Origin of the sequence: Aeromonas taiwanensis, from assembly GCF_000820165.1 — a bacterium.
Taxonomy (GTDB): Bacteria; Pseudomonadota; Gammaproteobacteria; order Enterobacterales; family Aeromonadaceae; genus Aeromonas; species Aeromonas taiwanensis.
In genome coordinates, this window is the sequence record NZ_CDDD01000049.1 from 98326 (window position 1) to 113821 (window position 15496).

Consider the following 15496-nt stretch of genomic DNA (forward strand, 5'->3'; position numbering starts at 1 on the left):
CAACGTATTGATATATAGTGTTTTATTAGCTGGCATGGAAATTGAATAAGCTGACTCAATCGCCAGTTTGAGGTCAGCTTTATGACAATCTCGCCGCAGGACCACCCGCTCCAGTCTCACGAAGTGAGCCAGTTGTACGCCATCTTCACGGCACTGCCGACCGGTGTGCTGCTGCTCGACGGCGAGGGGCTGATCACCCGCGCAAACCCTGCCGCCCTGGCGCTGCTGGGTGAGCCGCTGGAAGGCCTCTCCTGGCGCCAGATCATCGCCCGCTGTTTCCAGCCCCGCGAGGACGACGGCCATGAGATCTCCCTGCGGGACGGTCGCCGGGTGCAGCTCTCCACCCAGCCGTTGCCGGATCAGCCGGGTCAGCTGGTGTTCATCACCGATCTCACCGAGACCCGCCAGCTGCAGGACAGGGTCAACCACATGAAGCGCTTGTCGGCGCTGGGCAACATGGCGGCGTCCCTTGCGCACCAGATCCGCACCCCGCTCTCTGCCGCCATGCTCTATGCGGCCAATCTGGCCAACCGCACCCTCAAGCCCGAATCCCGCAGCCAGTTCCAGCAGAAGCTGATGGCCAGGTTGCAAGACCTGGAAAAACAGATCAACGACATCCTGCTGTTCGCCCGCAACGGCGACAACCAGGTGGTGTCCCCCATCTCGGTGCAGGGGTTGCTGGCGGAGGTGCAGGCCGGTGCCGAGGCCTTCTGCCAGCAGCAGGGCTGCGCTTTGCACCTGGAGGCACCGGAGCCCGATCTCTGCCTGCTCGCCAACAGCAGCGCCCTGGCCGGGGCCATCAACAACCTGATCGCCAACGCCCGGCAGGCCGGCGCCGACTCCCTGCTGGTGAGCGCGGTGCGCAGCGGCAGCCGGGTAGAGATGCGCGTTCTCGACAATGGCAAGGGGATGCCCGCCGCCTTGCTCGGCCAGATCTTCGAACCCTTCTTCACCACGCGCTCCCAGGGCACCGGCCTCGGGCTTGCCGTGGTGCAATCCGTGGTACGTGCCCACCAGGGGGAGGTCAGCGTGGCCTCGGTGCCCGGCGAGGGCACCTGCTTTACCCTGTCGTTCCCCCTGCACCAGCAAGCGGTGCAGCTTGGAGGTGTAGCATGAATCATGTCTTGCCCCAGTGGGCATACCCGATCCCCGCCGCAGGAGGTGCTGCATGACTCAGGCCCGCATCCTGGTGGTGGAAGATGACAATGGCCTGCGCGAGGCCCTGGTGGATACCCTGCTGCTCGGGGGCTACGAGTGCCGCGAGGTCGACAGTGCCGAGAAGGCGTTGCTGACGCTCTCCCGCCAGCGCTTTGACATGGTGATCTCCGATATCCAGATGGGGGGCATGGACGGCCTCACCCTGCTGGCGAACATCCGCCAGCAGTACCCCCAGGTGCCCGTGCTCCTGATGACCGCCTATGCCAACATCGACGGTGCGGTGCGCGCCATGCGCGAGGGGGCCATCGACTACCTGGCCAAGCCCTTCTCCCCCGAGGTGTTGCTCAACCAGGTCAGCCGCTACGTGCCGGCCCAGAAAGTGGAAAAGCGCGCCGTGGTGTACGGGGATCCCAAGACCGCCGAGCTGTTCCAGCTGGCGACCCGGGTCGCCAGGAGCGAGGCCACCGTCATGGTGAGCGGTCCGAGCGGGACGGGCAAAGAGGTGCTGGCCCGCTACATCCACGACAACTCCAACCGGTCCGAACAGGCTTTCGTCGCCATCAACTGCGCCGCCATTCCCGAGAACATGCTGGAGGCGACCCTGTTCGGCTACGAGAAAGGGGCCTTCACCGGGGCGGTACAGGGGTGTCCGGGCAAGTTCGAGCAAGCCCAGGGGGGGACCCTGCTGCTCGACGAGATCACCGAGATGGATCTGGGGCTGCAGGCCAAGCTGCTGCGGGTGCTGCAGGAGAAAGAGGTGGAGCGGCTTGGCAGCCGCAAGATGATCCCGCTCGATGTGCGGGTCATCGCCACCAGCAACCGGGATCTGAAGAAGGCGGTGCAGGACGGGTTGTTCCGCGAAGATCTCTACTACCGTCTCAACGTCTTCCCCCTGCGCTGGACGTCGCTCTGGGAGCGGCCGGGTGACATCCTGCCCCTGGCGGAGCACCTGCTGGCGCTGCACGCCAGTCAGCAGGGGATGCCGGCGCCCCGGCTCTCTGATGAGGCCCGAGAGCGCCTGCTCCGACACCCCTGGCCCGGCAACGTGCGCGAGCTGGACAACGTGGTGCAGCGCGCCCTGATCCTCTGCCCGGAGGGGGTGGTCGGCTGCGAACACCTGATCCTGGAGGAGACGGACGAGGAGCTGGTGCGTCCCCTGGAGCGCCTGTCGGTGGAGGGGCTGGGAGGGGAGCTCAAGCAGCAGGAGCACCAGATCATCCTGGACACCCTGCAGGAGTGCAATGGCAGCCGCAAGGCGGTGGCCGACAAGCTCGGCATCAGCCCGCGCACCCTGCGCTACAAGCTGGCCCAGATGCGTGACGCCGGCATCGAGCTGCCAGCCTAGGAGCGGCATAACGTGGCCTTGCCGGTCCGGCTCGATTATCATGGTCCCCTGACGATCTCAATCCGGCTCCCCGCGATCCTGCGCAGGGAGCCCTGTTAGGAGACTCCCATGATCTCTCATCGTAAACTCGAAAGCCTGCTCAACCACCTGCTCGAACCCCATGCCATCAAGGATTACTGCCCCAACGGCCTGCAGGTGGAAGGGCGCGAGCGCATTCGCAAGGTGGTGACCGGCGTCACAGCCAGCCAGGCCCTGATCGATGCGGCCGTGGCGGCCGAGGCTGACGCCATTCTGGTCCATCACGGCTACTTCTGGAGTGGCGAACCTGCCCAGATCACCGGCATGAAGCGGCGCCGTCTCAAGACCCTGCTGACCCACGATATCAACCTGTTTGCCTACCACCTGCCCCTGGACGTACACCCCGAGGTGGGCAACAACGCCCAGCTCGCCAAGCTGCTTGGCATCAAGGTGCGCCGCGGCCTGGAGCCCTGGAACAGCAAGAGCGTGGCCATGGTGGGCAAGCTGGAAGAGCCCATGAGCGGCGCCGATTTTGCCAAGCTGATTGCCGAGCGTCTCGGTCGTGAACCGCTCCACTGCGGCGACAGCGGCCCTGAGCTCATCAGCTCGGTGGCCTGGTGCACCGGCGGTGGCCAGAGCTACATCAGCCAGGCGGCGGAGCAGGGGATAGACGCCTTCATCTCCGGCGAGGCCTCCGAGCAGACCATCCACACCGCCCGGGAGATGGGCATGCACTTCTACGCCGCCGGCCACCACGCTACCGAGCGCTACGGCATCAAGGCACTGGGGGAGTGGCTCGCTACCGTGCACGGGCTGGATGTCACCTTTATCGATATCGACAATCCGGTTTAACCCCGCCAATGGCCTTGCTGTCTGCGTCTTTCAATAAGCATGGCGCTGCACGAGGAAAACAAGAGCGACAAATAGAAAAGGGAGGCCAGAGGCCTCCCTTTTTACATTCCGTTCCCGGTCATTCGCTGGCATAACCCGCAGGGCCGAGCCGCACCCCGTCGAGCAGGGCGGCGCCCTCCTGCATCTGCAGCCTGCCCTCGCAGAACCACTGCACCACCAGTGGGTAGATGCAGTGCTCCTGCACCTGTACCCGGGCAGCGACCTCGTCGGCCGTGTCCCCTTCGAAGATGGGGACCCGGGCCTGGAGGATCACCGGCCCGCCGTCGAGCTCCTCGGTGACGAAGTGCACGCTGGCACCGTGCTCGTCATCGCCGGCCTCGATGGCGCGCTGGTGGGTGTGCAGCCCCTGGTACTTCGGCAGCAGGGAGGGGTGGATGTTGATCATCCGCCCGGCGAAGTGGCGCACGAGATCGGCGCTCAGGATCCGCATAAACCCGGCCAGCACCACCAGATCCGGCGCATAGTCCGCCATCAGGGCCAGCAGGGCGGCGTCATATTCCTCCCGGCTGGCAAACTGCTGCTGGGACAGGATGGCGGTGGCCACCCCGGCTTCCCGGGCACGCACCAGGCCATAGGCATCGGCCTTGTTGCTGATGACGCCGACCACCTCGCCGGCCATCTTGCCGGTGGCGCAGTGGTCGAGGATGGCCTGCAGGTTGCTGCCGCTGCCGGAGATCAGGACGAGGATGCGTTTCATAGGGGAGGTCATTTAATGATGACCTGCTCCTCGCCATCGGCCGCCTTGGCGATGTGACCGATATGCCAGGCGTTCTCGCCTTCGGCCTTGAGCAGGGCCAGGGCTTTTTCCAGCTGATCCGCCGGCAGGGCGATGATCATGCCGACGCCGCAGTTGAAGGTCCGGTACATCTCGTGACGGGTGACGTTGCCTGCCTGCTGCAGCCAGCTGAACACCGCCGGCCACTGCCAGCTCTGCTCGTCGATCACCGCCTGGGTGTTGGCGGGCAGCACGCGGGGGATGTTCTCCCAGAAGCCACCGCCGGTGATGTGGGACAGGGCGTGGATCTCGCACTCCTTGATGAGCTTTAGCACGGGTTTGACATAGATGCGGGTCGGCTCCAGCAGGGCATTGGCCAGGGTGGTATCGCCCAGCGGCTGGTGTACGTCCGCCTTGGAGACTTCCAGGATCTTGCGGATCAGGGAGAAACCGTTGGAGTGGGGGCCGCTGGCGGCCAGGGCGATCAGGGCATCCCCTTCGCCGACCTTGCTGCCGTCGATGATCTCGCTCTTCTCCACCACGCCGACACAGAAACCGGCGATGTCGTAGTCTTCCCCTTCATACATGCCCGGCATCTCGGCTGTCTCGCCGCCCACCAGGGCGCAGCCGGACTGCTCGCAGCCGGCACCGATGCCGGTGACCACAGCGGCGGCGGTATCCACGTCCAGCTTGCCGGTGGCGTAGTAGTCGAGGAAGAAGAGGGGCTCGGCGCCCTGCACGATCAGGTCATTGACGCACATGGCCACCAGATCGATGCCCACGGTGTCGTGCTTTTTCAGGTCGATGGCCAGACGCAGCTTGGTGCCCACCCCGTCGGTACCGGAGACCAGTACCGGTTCCTTGTAGCCAGCAGGGATCTGACACAGGGCCCCAAAGCCGCCAAGACCACCAAGGACTTCAGGACGACGAGTGCGCTTTGACACGCCCTTGATACGTTCAACCAGTGCATTGCCGGCATCGATATCCACGCCAGCATCCTTGTAGCTCAGTGAGGTTTTGTCAGTCACGCGTATTCCCCGTCATATAAAGAAGTGGAGGGTAAAATTCGGGGCGTATTCTAACAGTGGCGGTGAAAAACCAGAAAGGAAATCGTTTGCGCGTTTTTGCTCGGAAATGCTCTACAAACGGCGGCTTTTGTTGTATGATTCCGCGATTTTTTTGCGGCAGTTAGAGGAGATAATAATGAAAGTCGTTGAAGTCAAACACCCCCTGGTCAAGCACAAGATCGGTCTGATGCGTGAAGGCGATATCAGCACCAAGCGTTTCCGTGAACTGGCCAAGGAAGTGGGCAGTTTGTTGACCTACGAAGCGACCTCTGACTTCGAAACCGAGAAGGTTACCATCGATGGCTGGAACGGGCCAGTAGAAGTTGACCAGATCAAGGGCAAGAAGGTCACTGTCGTGCCCATCCTGCGTGCCGGTCTTGGCATGATGGACGGCGTGCTGGAGCACATGCCGAGCGCCCGCGTCAGCGTGGTCGGTATCTACCGCGACGAAGAGACCCTGCAGCCTGTTCCCTATTTCGAGAAGATCGTCAGCAACATCGAAGAGCGTCTGGCCCTGGTCATCGACCCCATGCTGGCTACCGGCGGCTCCATGATCGCCACCATCGATCTGCTCAAGAAGAAGGGCTGCCAGTCCATCAAGGTGCTGGTGCTGGTTGCCGCGCCGGAAGGGATCAAGGCCCTGGAAGCCGCTCACCCGGACGTGGAGCTGTTCTGCGCCTCCATCGACCAGGGGCTGAACGAGAAGGGCTACATCGTACCTGGTCTGGGCGACGCCGGTGACAAGATCTTCGGCACCAAGTAAGTACTGACCCTGCAGTCGCGCGTTTCATCCGCGCGCAAACGGAGCCGGCACCCCGCCGGCTCTGCTGTTTATCCCCCGTCTGCTTGCTGCCATGCGCGCCTTGCCGCTACCATAAGCAGCATCCCCCATTTCGAGAATCTTCTTTATGCTGAAACGCTTAGCGACGTTCCTCTGCTGCTGGTTGCCGCTCGTGGCGTCGGCTGCCCAGGTGGCCGATCTCTACCAGGGCAAGGCACCCACCAGCGGCGACATGACGGCCGCCCAGACCCAGGCGCTGGGGGATGTGCTCGTCAAGGTGACCGGCAGGCGCGACATACTGACCCAGCCGGACGTGGTCAAGGCACTGGCCGCCCCCGCTGACTACGTGCAGCGCTACGGTTACCAGGACGAAGGGTCGGTGAAGTTTCTCAAGGCCGATTTCGACGTGGCCAAGGTCAATGCCCTGGTAGGCCAGAGCAAGTTTGCCCTGCTGGGCCCCGTGCGTCCGCAGGTGGCCGTCTGGCTGGTGATCGACGAAGGGGAGCGGCGCATTCTGCCGGATCAGTCCAGCGACGGCTGGTCCGCCGCCCTGCGCACCCAGGCCCAGGCCATGGGGCTGCCGATCAGCATCCCGCTGATGGACCTCGACGACAACATGGCGGTCAATGCCACCGACGTCTGGGGGCGTTTCGCCGATCCCGTGCTGAGTGCGAGCCAGCGCTATGGTGCCGAGATGGTGGTGCTGGGCAAGCTGACGCCGGAGGGGGAAACCTGGAACCTCGACTGGGGGCTTTATGGTGTCAAGCCGGGTGCCCAGACGAGGGAGCTGACCGAGCTGACCGAGGGGTCGGGGTCGGGTGCCCAGGCAGAGGTGGCACAAGGGTTTGCCGACGCCCTGGCCGGCTGGCTGGTGCAGCAATATGGCACCCGCCTCTCCGGAGTGGCGTCCAGCCAGACTCTGGTGGTGGAGGGGCTGGCCGACATCGACGGCATGATCCAGATACAGAAGTTGTTGCAGGGCATGGCCAGCGTCACCAAGGTGACGATCGGCAAGCTGGAGGGGGACAAGGTCACCTTCAACCTCTCCCTGCAGGGGGACAAAACGGAGCTGGTGCGTGGCCTGCAACTGGAGAGCCGTCTGCACCAGGTCGAAGACAGCGAGAGCGGCCTGCGTTACCAGTGGTCGCAGTGATCCTGCATCGGGATCCCTGCCCACCCCAATGGCACCCTGAGGCGTGCGACCAGCGTAACACCTGGTCGCATGGATGATCCCGCAAGAGGATCCTGACCGCCCGGCATGACCCGGGCGGTTCTCTATCTGCCGCTCTGGTGATACACTTGGCCGCAAATATCACAGTCAAAGCCCAACGAGTGAAGCAACCGGCCCAACTGTCTTTAGCCGTACAACTACCGGATGATGAAACCTTCGCCAGTTTTTATCCCGGCAACAACGCCCATCTGATCACCGCCCTGAAAAATGCGGCCATTGGTCAGGGCTCACCCTTCCTCTATTTCTGGGGGGCCAAGGGCTCGGGTCGCTCCCATCTGCTCCACGCCACCTGCGCCGAGGTCAATGCACGGGATGCTGCGGCCGCCTATCTCTCCCTCGATCAGTTCGAACAGCTGGATCCCAGCATGCTGGATGCCCTGGAGAGCCTGCCCCTGGTCTGTCTCGACAGCCTGGAGGCGATCGCCGGCAACGCCCTGTGGGAGCGGGCCCTGTTCGACTTCTACAACCGTTGGAAGGAGAAGGGAGAGGGGACCCTGGTGGTGACCGGTTGCAGTGCACCGCGCAAGCTGGGGCTGCAGTTGCCGGACCTCGCTTCCCGCCTCGATTGGGGGGTGAGCTTCCACCTCGACGAGCTGGACGACGAGGGCAAGCTCAGCGCCCTGCAACTGCGCGCCGAGCTGCGGGGCTTCAAGCTCCCCATCGACGTGGGTCGCTTCCTGCTCAACCGCCTGTCGCGGGACATGCGCACCCTGCTGGAGACCCTCAACCGCCTCGACAACGCCTCCTTCCGCGCCAAGCGCAAGCTGACCATCCCCTTTGTCAAAGAGATCCTGGAGCTCTGAGCCCGCGATGATGTGCGGGGAGTGACCCATCGACAGGATGAGAAGCAGCACAAAAAGAAACCCCGGCACCAGGCCGGGGTTTTTGATTGCAGCCGTCAGGTGATCAGTGGAACTGATCTTCTTCGGTAGAGCCGGTCAACGCGGTCACCGAGGACTGGCCACCCTGGATGACGGTGGTTACCTTGTCGAAGTAACCGGTGCCCACCTCCTGCTGGTGCGCCACGAAGGTGTAGCCCCGCTCGGCGGCGGCAAACTCCGGCTGCTGCACCATCTCGACATAGTGCTTCATCCCCTCGCCACGGGCGTACTGGTAGGCCAGCTCGTACATGTGGAACCACATGTTGTGGATGCCCGCGAGGGTGATGAACTGGTACTTGTAACCCATGTCGGACAGCTCCTGCTGGAAGCGGGCGATGGTGGCATCGTCCAGGTTCTTCTTCCAGTTGAAGCTCGGGGAGCAGTTGTAGGCCAGGATCTTGTCCGGGAACTTGGCCTTGATGGCCTCGGCAAACTGGCGCGCCTCGTCCAGATCCGGCTTGGCCGTCTCGCACCACACCATGTCGGCATAGGGGGCGTAGGCCAGGCCGCGGGAGATGGCCTGCTCGATACCGGCCTGCACCTTGTAGAAGCCCTCGCTGGTGCGCTCACCGGTCAGGAAGCCGGCATCGTAGGGATCGGCGTCCGTGGTCAGCAGATCCGCCGCGTTGGCGTCGGTGCGGGCGATCACCAGGGTGGTGGTGCCGCACACGTCTGCCGCGAGGCGAGCCGCGACGAGCTTCTGCACCGCTTCCTGGGTCGGGACCAGCACCTTGCCGCCCATATGACCGCACTTCTTCACGGAAGCGAGCTGATCCTCGAAGTGCACGCCGGCGGCGCCCGCCTCGATCATCCCCTTCATCAGCTCGAAGGCGTTCAGCACGCCGCCGAAGCCGGCTTCCGCATCCGCGACGATGGGCAGGAAGTAGTCGATGAAGCCCTTGTCCTGCGGGCCCACCTTGTTGGCCCACTGGATCTGGTCGGCGCGGGCGAAGGAGTTGTTGATGCGCTCCACCACCGAGGGTACGGAGTTGGCCGGGTAGAGGGACTGATCCGGGTACATGGTGGAGGAGAGGTTGTTGTCCGCCGCCACCTGCCAGCCGGAGAGGTAGATGGCCTCGATGCCGGCCTTGGCCTGTTGCACCGCCTGGCCGCCGGTCAGGGCGCCGAGGCAGTTCACGTAGCCCTTCTTGGCGCCGCCGTGGATCAGCTCCCACAGCTTGTCGGCACCCCGTTGGGCCAGGGTGTGTGCCGGCTGCAGGCTGCCGCGCAGGTTCACCACGTCCTCGGCGCTGTAGCCGCGCTTGATCCCTTTCCAGCGGGGGTTTTCTGCCCAGTCTTTCTCGATAGCCTGGATCTGTTGCTCACGGGTCAGTGCCATATCAGTTCCCTCTTTCATTGATTTCACGTTTCCATTGACTTGTTATGGGGGCCGTCACCGGCCCGGATTTCACAGCCGCTCGTAACCGGGCAGCGTCAGAAAATCGATGAGTGTGTCGGCGCAGGTGATCTCGTCCATCAGCGCGCTTGCCTCGGCGAAGCGCCCTGACTGCCAGCGGGCCTCGCCCACTTCCCCCCTGACCACCTCCTGCTCCTCGGCCAGCATCTGGCGGAACAGCGCCTTGGTGACCACCTGACCGTTGGAGAGCGTCTTGCCGTGACGGATCCACTGCCAGATAGAGGTGCGGGAGATCTCGGCGGTGGCGGCATCTTCCATCAATCCGTAGATGGGCACGCAGCCGTTGCCGTTGATCCAGGCCTCCAGATACTGCAGGGCGACACGGATATTGGTGCGCATGCCCGCCTCGGTGCGATCACCCTCGCAGGGGGCCAGCAGATCCGATGCCGTGATGGGGGCATCCTGCTCGCGCAGCACGCCGATCTGGTTCCTGGCGCCGGCCGGGATGGTGGCGTTGAACACCGCCATGGCGGTGTCGGCCAGGCCCGGGTGGGCCACCCAGGTGCCGTCATGGCCGTTGTCGGCCTCCCGCTGCTTGTCCGCCAGTACCTTGGCAAACACCAGCTCGTTGACCGCAGGATCCTTGGCCGGGATGAAGGCCGCCATGCCGCCCATGGCCAGGGCACCACGCTTGTGGCAGGTCTTGATGAGCAGACGCGAATAGGCACTCAGGAATGGTTTGTCCATGGTGACCACCTGCCTGTCCGGCAGGACGCGATCGGGGTGGTTCTTCAGGGTCTTGATGTAGCTGAAGATGTAGTCCCAGCGACCGCAGTTGAGCGCGACGATGTGATCCTTCATCTGGTAGAGCAGCTCGTCCATCTCGAACACCGCCGGCAGGGTCTCGATGAGCACGGTCGCCTTGATGGTGCCACGGGGCAGGCCGAACCTGTCCTCGGTCCAGGCGAACACCTCGCTCCACCAGCGACCCTCCAGGTGGCTCTGCAGCTTGGGCACGTAGAAGTAGGGACCGGAGCCCTTGGCCAGCAGCGCCTTGTGGTTGTGCAGGAAATAGAGCGCGAAGTCGAACAGGCCGCCAGGAACGGGCTCACCCTCGAAGGTGACATGTTTCTCCGGCAGGTGCAGACCGCGCACCCGGCAGATGAGCACGGCCGGATCGGAACTCAGGGTATAGGACTTCCCCTCCGGGCTCTGGTAGGAAATCGTGCCGTTCACCGCATCGCGCAGGTTGATCTGACCCTCGATCACCTTGTTCCAGGCGGGGGCCAGGGAGTCCTCGAAGTCCGCCATGAACACCTTGACGTTGGCGTTGAGGGCGTTGATCACCATCTTGCGCTCGACCGGCCCGGTGATCTCCACACGCCTGTCCTGCAGGTCGGCGGGGATGCCACGAATGGTCCAGTCGCCGTCGCGGATGTGAGCGGTTTCGGGCAGGAAGTCGGGCAGCTCGCCTGCGTCGATGCGGGCCTGACGGGCGACCCGCTGTTTGAGCAGTTCATTGCGTTGAGGGGCGAAGCGTTCCACCAGTTCGGATACCAGGGCCACCGCATCCGGCGTCAGGATCTGCGCGTAATCGGGAAGCATCTCGCCTTGAATGCGCAGGCGGGTGCTGCTGAGGGTCTGGGCCGGTGCCGACATAGTGGGTACTCCTCCAAAAGTTACATTTTTAATTTATTAACTACGACTAACGTCTATATCCCTTTCTCTTAAACTCCCCGCAACGGCGGGGTAACACGACTGATAAGGTGCAAAATAATGGCGTTGTCGTCAACTTGATTTTTAAAACAGGTGTTTTTGGTTGGAAGTTAAGTTGCTGTTTTTAGGTGGTTTATGTGATTGGTGCAAAAGCTCTATGCAGATGGTTATGCTCTTGGTTGTGCGGGGCGTCAGGGAGGGGGGATGCGCCTTGCAGGAGACATGCAAAATGTAATTTATTACGTAATAAAATTACAAATGCAAAAAGAAATCCCGACCTCACTCCAAGGTTGTCAAAAACATCTGTATGAAATGCGTGCAGTCGGTGCAGGAGGCATCTGGCCTGCAAAGAGGTTGACCTATGAACCTGCGTTTAAAACCGTGCGGTCAAATATGGTGAAAATGGTGCAAAGAGGAGATCCCATGGAAATGACGGGCAATGACGTAGGTTTGTATCAAAGAATGAGGATGGGGGCGAAGGAGGCGAAGGGGTATCAGGTAGTGAATAGAACCAAGTTTTGGCTATATCTTGGTGTTTTATCGTTATTTGCGTTGGTGGTATCTTGACCAGGGAAAAAGCGGTGCCGGACAGCAAAACCGGCGCATTGAACCGCAGTGCGGGGACTGGCCCTCAATAGTCCTCGTCCGGAGCGGCGAGATCGATCACGTCGAGTCGCACCGAGTCGCCGACCCCGTTCTCAGGGGTATCGAGAGTGGAAGGGGTGGTCGAGATCAGGGGCTGAACAGGCGGAGTGTCAACAGCTTGGGTCATGGGTGCTTGCCTCTTTGGATTGCAAGCCGGTCGGTGATTCCATCACCCAGATATCCACCTCCCTGTTTTCTGGCCGGCGGAAAAGTTGCGTATCCTAACGGCACTTTGTGAAAGCTTCAAGCGGTTCTGTATAAATTTCACGCCGATCTGGCTGTGGCGGCTGGAAAAGGCACGGGAAAAAGGGGAGGCGAGACAAAAAAATAGCCCAGTCGTCTGACTGGGCTATTTTCGGGGAATTTGGTCGGTGTGAGAGGATTCGAACCTCCGACCCTCTACACCCCATGCAGATGCGCTACCTGGCTGCGCTACACACCGACGGAGTCAGCTCGGCTGACGGGGAGGAAGTCTAATAGGATGGCCTGACGGGTGCAACTCCTTTTTTATCAGAGAGATGCTGACTGCTTCTTTATTGTTCAGACGAGATGCTCCTTGGGCCTTGGCCGGAGTTTTGGCATAATCTCGACCCCCTGATGCGGCCCCGTCCTCCTGGACCGGACCCTCCGGTGGGGCCAACATTAAATGAATGCAGACAGACGAGAGGAGCGGGCGTGGAGCCAGCACAAGAGAGCCCAGAGGCGTTGCTACAGGCACAGGACGAACGCTGGATGCGCCATGCCATGGCCCTGGCCGCCCGGGCGGAAGGGATCGGCGAGATCCCGGTCGGCGCCGTGCTGGTGCTGGGTGACGAGATCCTGGGGGAGGGATGGAACCGTTCCATCAGCGACCACGATGCCTGCGCCCATGCGGAGATCATGGCACTGCGCGCCGCGGGTGCCCAGCTGGAAAACTACCGGCTGCTCGACACCACCCTCTATGTGACCCTGGAGCCCTGCTGCATGTGCGCCGGTGCCCTCATCCACAGCCGGGTCAAACGGGTGGTCTACGGGGCCCGGGATCTCAAGACGGGGGCGGCGGGGTCGGTGTTCGATATCCTGATGGACCCCCGCCACAATCACAGCGTGGCGTTGACAGGTGGCGTGCTGGCAGAGGTCTGCTCGGCCCAGCTGTCGGATTTCTTCAAGCGGCGCCGCGCCGAGAAGAAGGCGGCGAAGCTGGCCGCAAGGCAACCCGCTTCCTCCTGATGCAAACGGGGGTGCCCGCCCCGTTTTCCCTTCTTTATATCTCCCCAGATAAGGTCTTCGGATGTTCCCTTTCGGCCGGACGTGCTGGCCGACGACGCGGGGTTTTCCGCCGGTTTTCCGGGTTTGCACGGGAGTGGATTTCTAACGTTTCGATGTAACAAAACTGTCATGCAACCGCCATATAATGCCGCGAAGCCTAGCTCACATTGAGGTCTTGCATGTCATCGGAATCGTTAAACCTGGTCATGGCGGGTAGTAAAAAACGCCGGATCAAGGATAAGTTGGCCAAATACGGCGTTACCACAGGGGGAGCCCTGGTGCTGGTGGCGCTGCTGCTTATCTTCTTCTATCTGCTCTATGTGGTGAAACCCATCTTCAATGGCGCCAGCATGGAGAGCACCTCCTCCTTCACGCTGCCTGTCCAGGGCAAGACCGCCTGGCTCGGCGTCGAGGAGCAGAACGAGATAGGCTATCGCTTCAGCGACCAGGGCAAGGTGAAATTCTTTGCCGTTCAGCCGGATGGCAACATCAAGGTGGGTCAGGTGATAGGCGACGCGCAAATCCCCGGTGAGATCACCACGGTGGCACCGCCGGCACCGGGCCAGAAGCTCATCGCCTATGGCTTTGCCGATGGCAAGGCGCAGGTGGCACAACCGGCGTTCAAGGTCTCCTATCCGAACGACGTGCGCGTCATCGAACCCAGCCTGCAATATCCCCTCGGCGAAGAGCCGGTGGTGATCGATCCCGAGGGCAAGGCGCTGACGCGCATGGTCTTCGAGGCCACCAAGGAGAAGATGGCCACTGCCGCCGTGACCGAGGATGGCCGTGGCGTGCTGATGGTCATGAGCGGCGAGGAGAACTTCATCTCCGGCGAGATCGAGTGGAGCAGCGAGAACTACACCATTCCCTCCCTGCCGCGCCACGTGGATCAGATGCTGCTGACCCCCAACCTGCGCATCCTGTTCGTGCGCGAGGGCAATCGCCTCTCCGTCTATGACATCCACAACCTGAGCGACATCTCCCTGCGCGACGTGCTGGAGATCAACGCCCCCAATGCGAACGTGACCCGGATCGAGCTGCTCTCCGGCGCCTCCTCGTTGCTGGTGGGCAACGACAACGGCGTCATCTCCCAATGGTTCGAGGTGGCCAAAGAGGGCAAGCGCCAGTTCACCCAGATCCGTGACTTCAAGAGCGACGGCGTCGTCGATCTGCTGACGCCGGAGCATTTTCGCAAGGGCTTCATCAGTGCGGACAAGCAGGGGGGCATCAACTTCTTCCACGCGACCGGCGAGAGCAAGCTGCTGAGCGAGAAGATGGACGGGGGCGAACTATCCGCCCTGGCCATTTCGCCGCGCCATAACCTGTTGCTGACCCAGCAGGGGGATCTCTTCAAGGTCTTCGATGTGGAGAACGATCACCCCGAGGTGACCTGGTCCGCCCTGTGGCAACAGGTGTGGTATGAAGGCTACCCCGAGCCCCAGTACGTGTGGCAGTCCACCTCCGCCAGCAACGACTTCGAAGCCAAGCTGAGCCTGGTACCCCTGGTATTCGGTACCCTCAAGGCCTCCTTCTACGCCATGGTGTTCGCGGTGCCCCTCGGCGTCGCCGGCGCCATCTACACCGCCTACTTCATGTCGGCGGGGCTGCGCAAATACGTCAAGCCGACGGTGGAGATCATGGCGGCGCTGCCGACCGTCATCCTGGGCTTCCTGGCCGGTCTGTGGCTCGCCCCCATCATCGAGGGGGCCCTGCCCGGGGTGATCCTGCTGCTGATCCTGCTGCCCATGGGCATGCTGCTGACGGCGCTGGTCTGGAACTATCTGCCGGAGCGTGGCCGTACCTGGCTGCCGGAGGGTTGGCACGCCATCCTGCTCATCCCGGTGCTGCTGGTCATCGGATGGGGGGCCTTTGCCCTGAGTCCCATCATCGAGAACGCCTTCATGCACGGTGATTCCCGCATCTGGCTGACCCACGAGATGGGCATCAAGTTTGACCAGCGCAACTCCCTGGTGGTCGGCATCGCCATGGGCTTTGCGGTCATCCCCACCATCTTCTCCATCGCCGAAGACGCCGTCTTCTCGGTACCCAAGCACCTGACCCAGGGCTCCCTGGCGCTGGGCGCCACCCCGTGGCAGACCCTGAGCCGGGTGGTGATCCTCACCGCGAGCCCGGGCATCTTCTCGGCGGTGATGATGGGTCTTGGCCGCGCCGTGGGCGAGACCATGATCGTACTGATGGCCACCGGCAACACCCCCATCATGGACTTCTCCATGTTCCAGGGGCTACGGACCCTGGCGGCCAACATCGCGGTGGAGATGCCGGAATCGGAAGTGGGCAGCTCCCACTACCGGGTGCTCTTCCTCGCCGCCTTCGTGCTGTTTGTGTTCACCTTCTTGTTCAATACCCTGGCCGAGTTCATCCGTCAGCGGTTGCGTGAAAAGTACAGCTCTCTGTAAGGACT

General features: G+C 62.4%; 14 protein-coding genes and 1 tRNA gene. 9 read left to right on the forward strand and 6 right to left on the reverse strand.

What is annotated here, in order from left to right; translation table 11 throughout:
- Window positions 1–81: 81 nt before the first annotated feature.
- From BN1136_RS08430 to BN1136_RS08440, 3 genes are all read left to right on the forward strand, one after another.
- A complete protein-coding gene (locus tag BN1136_RS08430) occupies window positions 82–1116 on the forward strand; it encodes a sensor histidine kinase (RefSeq protein WP_043759432.1) in 1035 nt (344 codons plus the stop codon).
- Window positions 1117–1168: 52 nt separating this feature from the next.
- Window positions 1169–2503, forward strand: a complete 1335-nt coding sequence (locus tag BN1136_RS08435; protein WP_043759435.1) for a sigma-54-dependent transcriptional regulator — start codon at window positions 1169–1171, stop codon at window positions 2501–2503.
- 108 nt (window positions 2504–2611) lie between these two features.
- Window positions 2612–3373 carry a Nif3-like dinuclear metal center hexameric protein gene (locus tag BN1136_RS08440; protein ID WP_043759437.1) on the forward strand — a complete coding sequence of 254 codons (762 nt, stop codon included), beginning with the start codon at window positions 2612–2614 and terminating at the stop codon, window positions 3371–3373.
- A gap of 118 nt (window positions 3374–3491) precedes the next feature.
- Here the strand turns inward: BN1136_RS08440 and purN are convergent, their stop codons facing one another.
- Together purN and purM are read right to left on the reverse strand one after the other, a co-directional pair.
- Entirely contained in the window at window positions 3492–4130 is a 639-nt protein-coding gene (gene purN, locus BN1136_RS08445; RefSeq protein ID WP_043759439.1) for a phosphoribosylglycinamide formyltransferase, read from the reverse strand.
- Between the two features lie 8 nt (window positions 4131–4138).
- A complete protein-coding gene (gene purM, locus BN1136_RS08450) occupies window positions 4139–5176 on the reverse strand; it encodes a phosphoribosylformylglycinamidine cyclo-ligase (protein WP_043759441.1) in 1038 nt (345 codons plus the stop codon).
- A 175-nt stretch (window positions 5177–5351) separates the two neighbouring features.
- On the opposite strand from purM, the gene upp reads away from it, so the two are divergent.
- The 3 genes from upp (at window position 5352) to hda (ending at window position 8030) form a co-directional block, all read left to right on the forward strand.
- Window positions 5352–5978, forward strand: a complete 627-nt coding sequence (upp, locus tag BN1136_RS08455) for a uracil phosphoribosyltransferase (RefSeq protein ID WP_005302745.1) — start codon at window positions 5352–5354, stop codon at window positions 5976–5978.
- A 145-nt stretch (window positions 5979–6123) separates the two neighbouring features.
- Complete coding sequence (locus BN1136_RS08460) at window positions 6124–7149, forward strand: DUF2066 domain-containing protein (RefSeq protein ID WP_043759446.1); 1026 nt, start codon at window positions 6124–6126, stop codon at window positions 7147–7149.
- A 179-nt stretch (window positions 7150–7328) separates the two neighbouring features.
- The gene (gene hda, locus BN1136_RS08465) at window positions 7329–8030 is read left to right on the forward strand and encodes a DnaA inactivator Hda (RefSeq protein WP_043759448.1); all 702 of its coding nucleotides are present in this window, start codon (window positions 7329–7331) and stop codon (window positions 8028–8030) included.
- 103 nt (window positions 8031–8133) lie between these two features.
- On the opposite strand, the gene aceA is transcribed toward hda, so the two are convergent.
- Together aceA and aceB are read right to left on the reverse strand one after the other, a co-directional pair.
- On the reverse strand, window positions 8134–9447 hold the full coding sequence (gene aceA, locus BN1136_RS08470; RefSeq protein WP_043759450.1) for an isocitrate lyase: 1314 nt from the start codon (window positions 9445–9447) through the stop codon (window positions 8134–8136).
- Between the two features lie 69 nt (window positions 9448–9516).
- The gene (aceB, locus tag BN1136_RS08475) at window positions 9517–11124 is read right to left on the reverse strand and encodes a malate synthase A (RefSeq protein WP_043759456.1); all 1608 of its coding nucleotides are present in this window, start codon (window positions 11122–11124) and stop codon (window positions 9517–9519) included.
- Window positions 11125–11325: 201 nt separating this feature from the next.
- Here aceB and BN1136_RS20185 point away from each other — a divergent pair, with 201 nt between their 5' ends.
- Window positions 11326–11748: a hypothetical protein gene (locus tag BN1136_RS20185; RefSeq protein ID WP_152552603.1), complete on the forward strand. Its 423-nt coding sequence runs from the start codon at window positions 11326–11328 to the stop codon at window positions 11746–11748.
- 64 nt (window positions 11749–11812) lie between these two features.
- Here BN1136_RS20185 and BN1136_RS20395 read toward each other — a convergent pair whose 3' ends face one another.
- On the reverse strand, window positions 11813–11953 hold the full coding sequence (locus BN1136_RS20395) for a hypothetical protein (protein WP_167332220.1): 141 nt from the start codon (window positions 11951–11953) through the stop codon (window positions 11813–11815).
- Window positions 11954–12191: 238 nt separating this feature from the next.
- A tRNA-Pro gene (locus BN1136_RS08480) sits at window positions 12192–12268 on the reverse strand.
- Window positions 12269–12558: 290 nt separating this feature from the next.
- Between BN1136_RS08480 and tadA the strand changes: the two genes are divergently transcribed.
- Both tadA and BN1136_RS08490 read left to right on the forward strand, forming a co-directional pair.
- Complete coding sequence (gene tadA / locus BN1136_RS08485) at window positions 12559–13035, forward strand: tRNA adenosine(34) deaminase TadA (RefSeq protein ID WP_043759458.1); 477 nt, start codon at window positions 12559–12561, stop codon at window positions 13033–13035.
- 218 nt (window positions 13036–13253) lie between these two features.
- Window positions 13254–15491 carry an ABC transporter permease subunit gene (locus BN1136_RS08490; protein WP_043759461.1) on the forward strand — a complete coding sequence of 746 codons (2238 nt, stop codon included), beginning with the start codon at window positions 13254–13256 and terminating at the stop codon, window positions 15489–15491.
- Window positions 15492–15496: the final 5 nt, after the last annotated feature.

Coding starts and splice junctions, on each gene's coding strand:
- BN1136_RS08430 (WP_043759432.1), top strand. CDS start 82: ATGACAATCTCGCCGCAGGACCACCCGCTCCAGTCTCACGAAGTGAGC.
- BN1136_RS08435 (WP_043759435.1), top strand. CDS start 1,169: ATGACTCAGGCCCGCATCCTGGTGGTGGAAGATGACAATGGCCTGCGC.
- BN1136_RS08440 (WP_043759437.1), top strand. CDS start 2,612: ATGATCTCTCATCGTAAACTCGAAAGCCTGCTCAACCACCTGCTCGAA.
- purN (WP_043759439.1), bottom strand. CDS start 4,130: ATGAAACGCATCCTCGTCCTGATCTCCGGCAGCGGCAGCAACCTGCAG.
- upp (WP_005302745.1), top strand. CDS start 5,352: ATGAAAGTCGTTGAAGTCAAACACCCCCTGGTCAAGCACAAGATCGGT.
- BN1136_RS08460 (WP_043759446.1), top strand. CDS start 6,124: ATGCTGAAACGCTTAGCGACGTTCCTCTGCTGCTGGTTGCCGCTCGTG.
- aceA (WP_043759450.1), bottom strand. CDS start 9,447: ATGGCACTGACCCGTGAGCAACAGATCCAGGCTATCGAGAAAGACTGG.
- aceB (WP_043759456.1), bottom strand. CDS start 11,124: ATGTCGGCACCGGCCCAGACCCTCAGCAGCACCCGCCTGCGCATTCAA.
- BN1136_RS20395 (WP_167332220.1), bottom strand. CDS start 11,953: ATGACCCAAGCTGTTGACACTCCGCCTGTTCAGCCCCTGATCTCGACC.
- tadA (WP_043759458.1), top strand. CDS start 12,559: ATGCGCCATGCCATGGCCCTGGCCGCCCGGGCGGAAGGGATCGGCGAG.
- BN1136_RS08490 (WP_043759461.1), top strand. CDS start 13,254: ATGTCATCGGAATCGTTAAACCTGGTCATGGCGGGTAGTAAAAAACGC.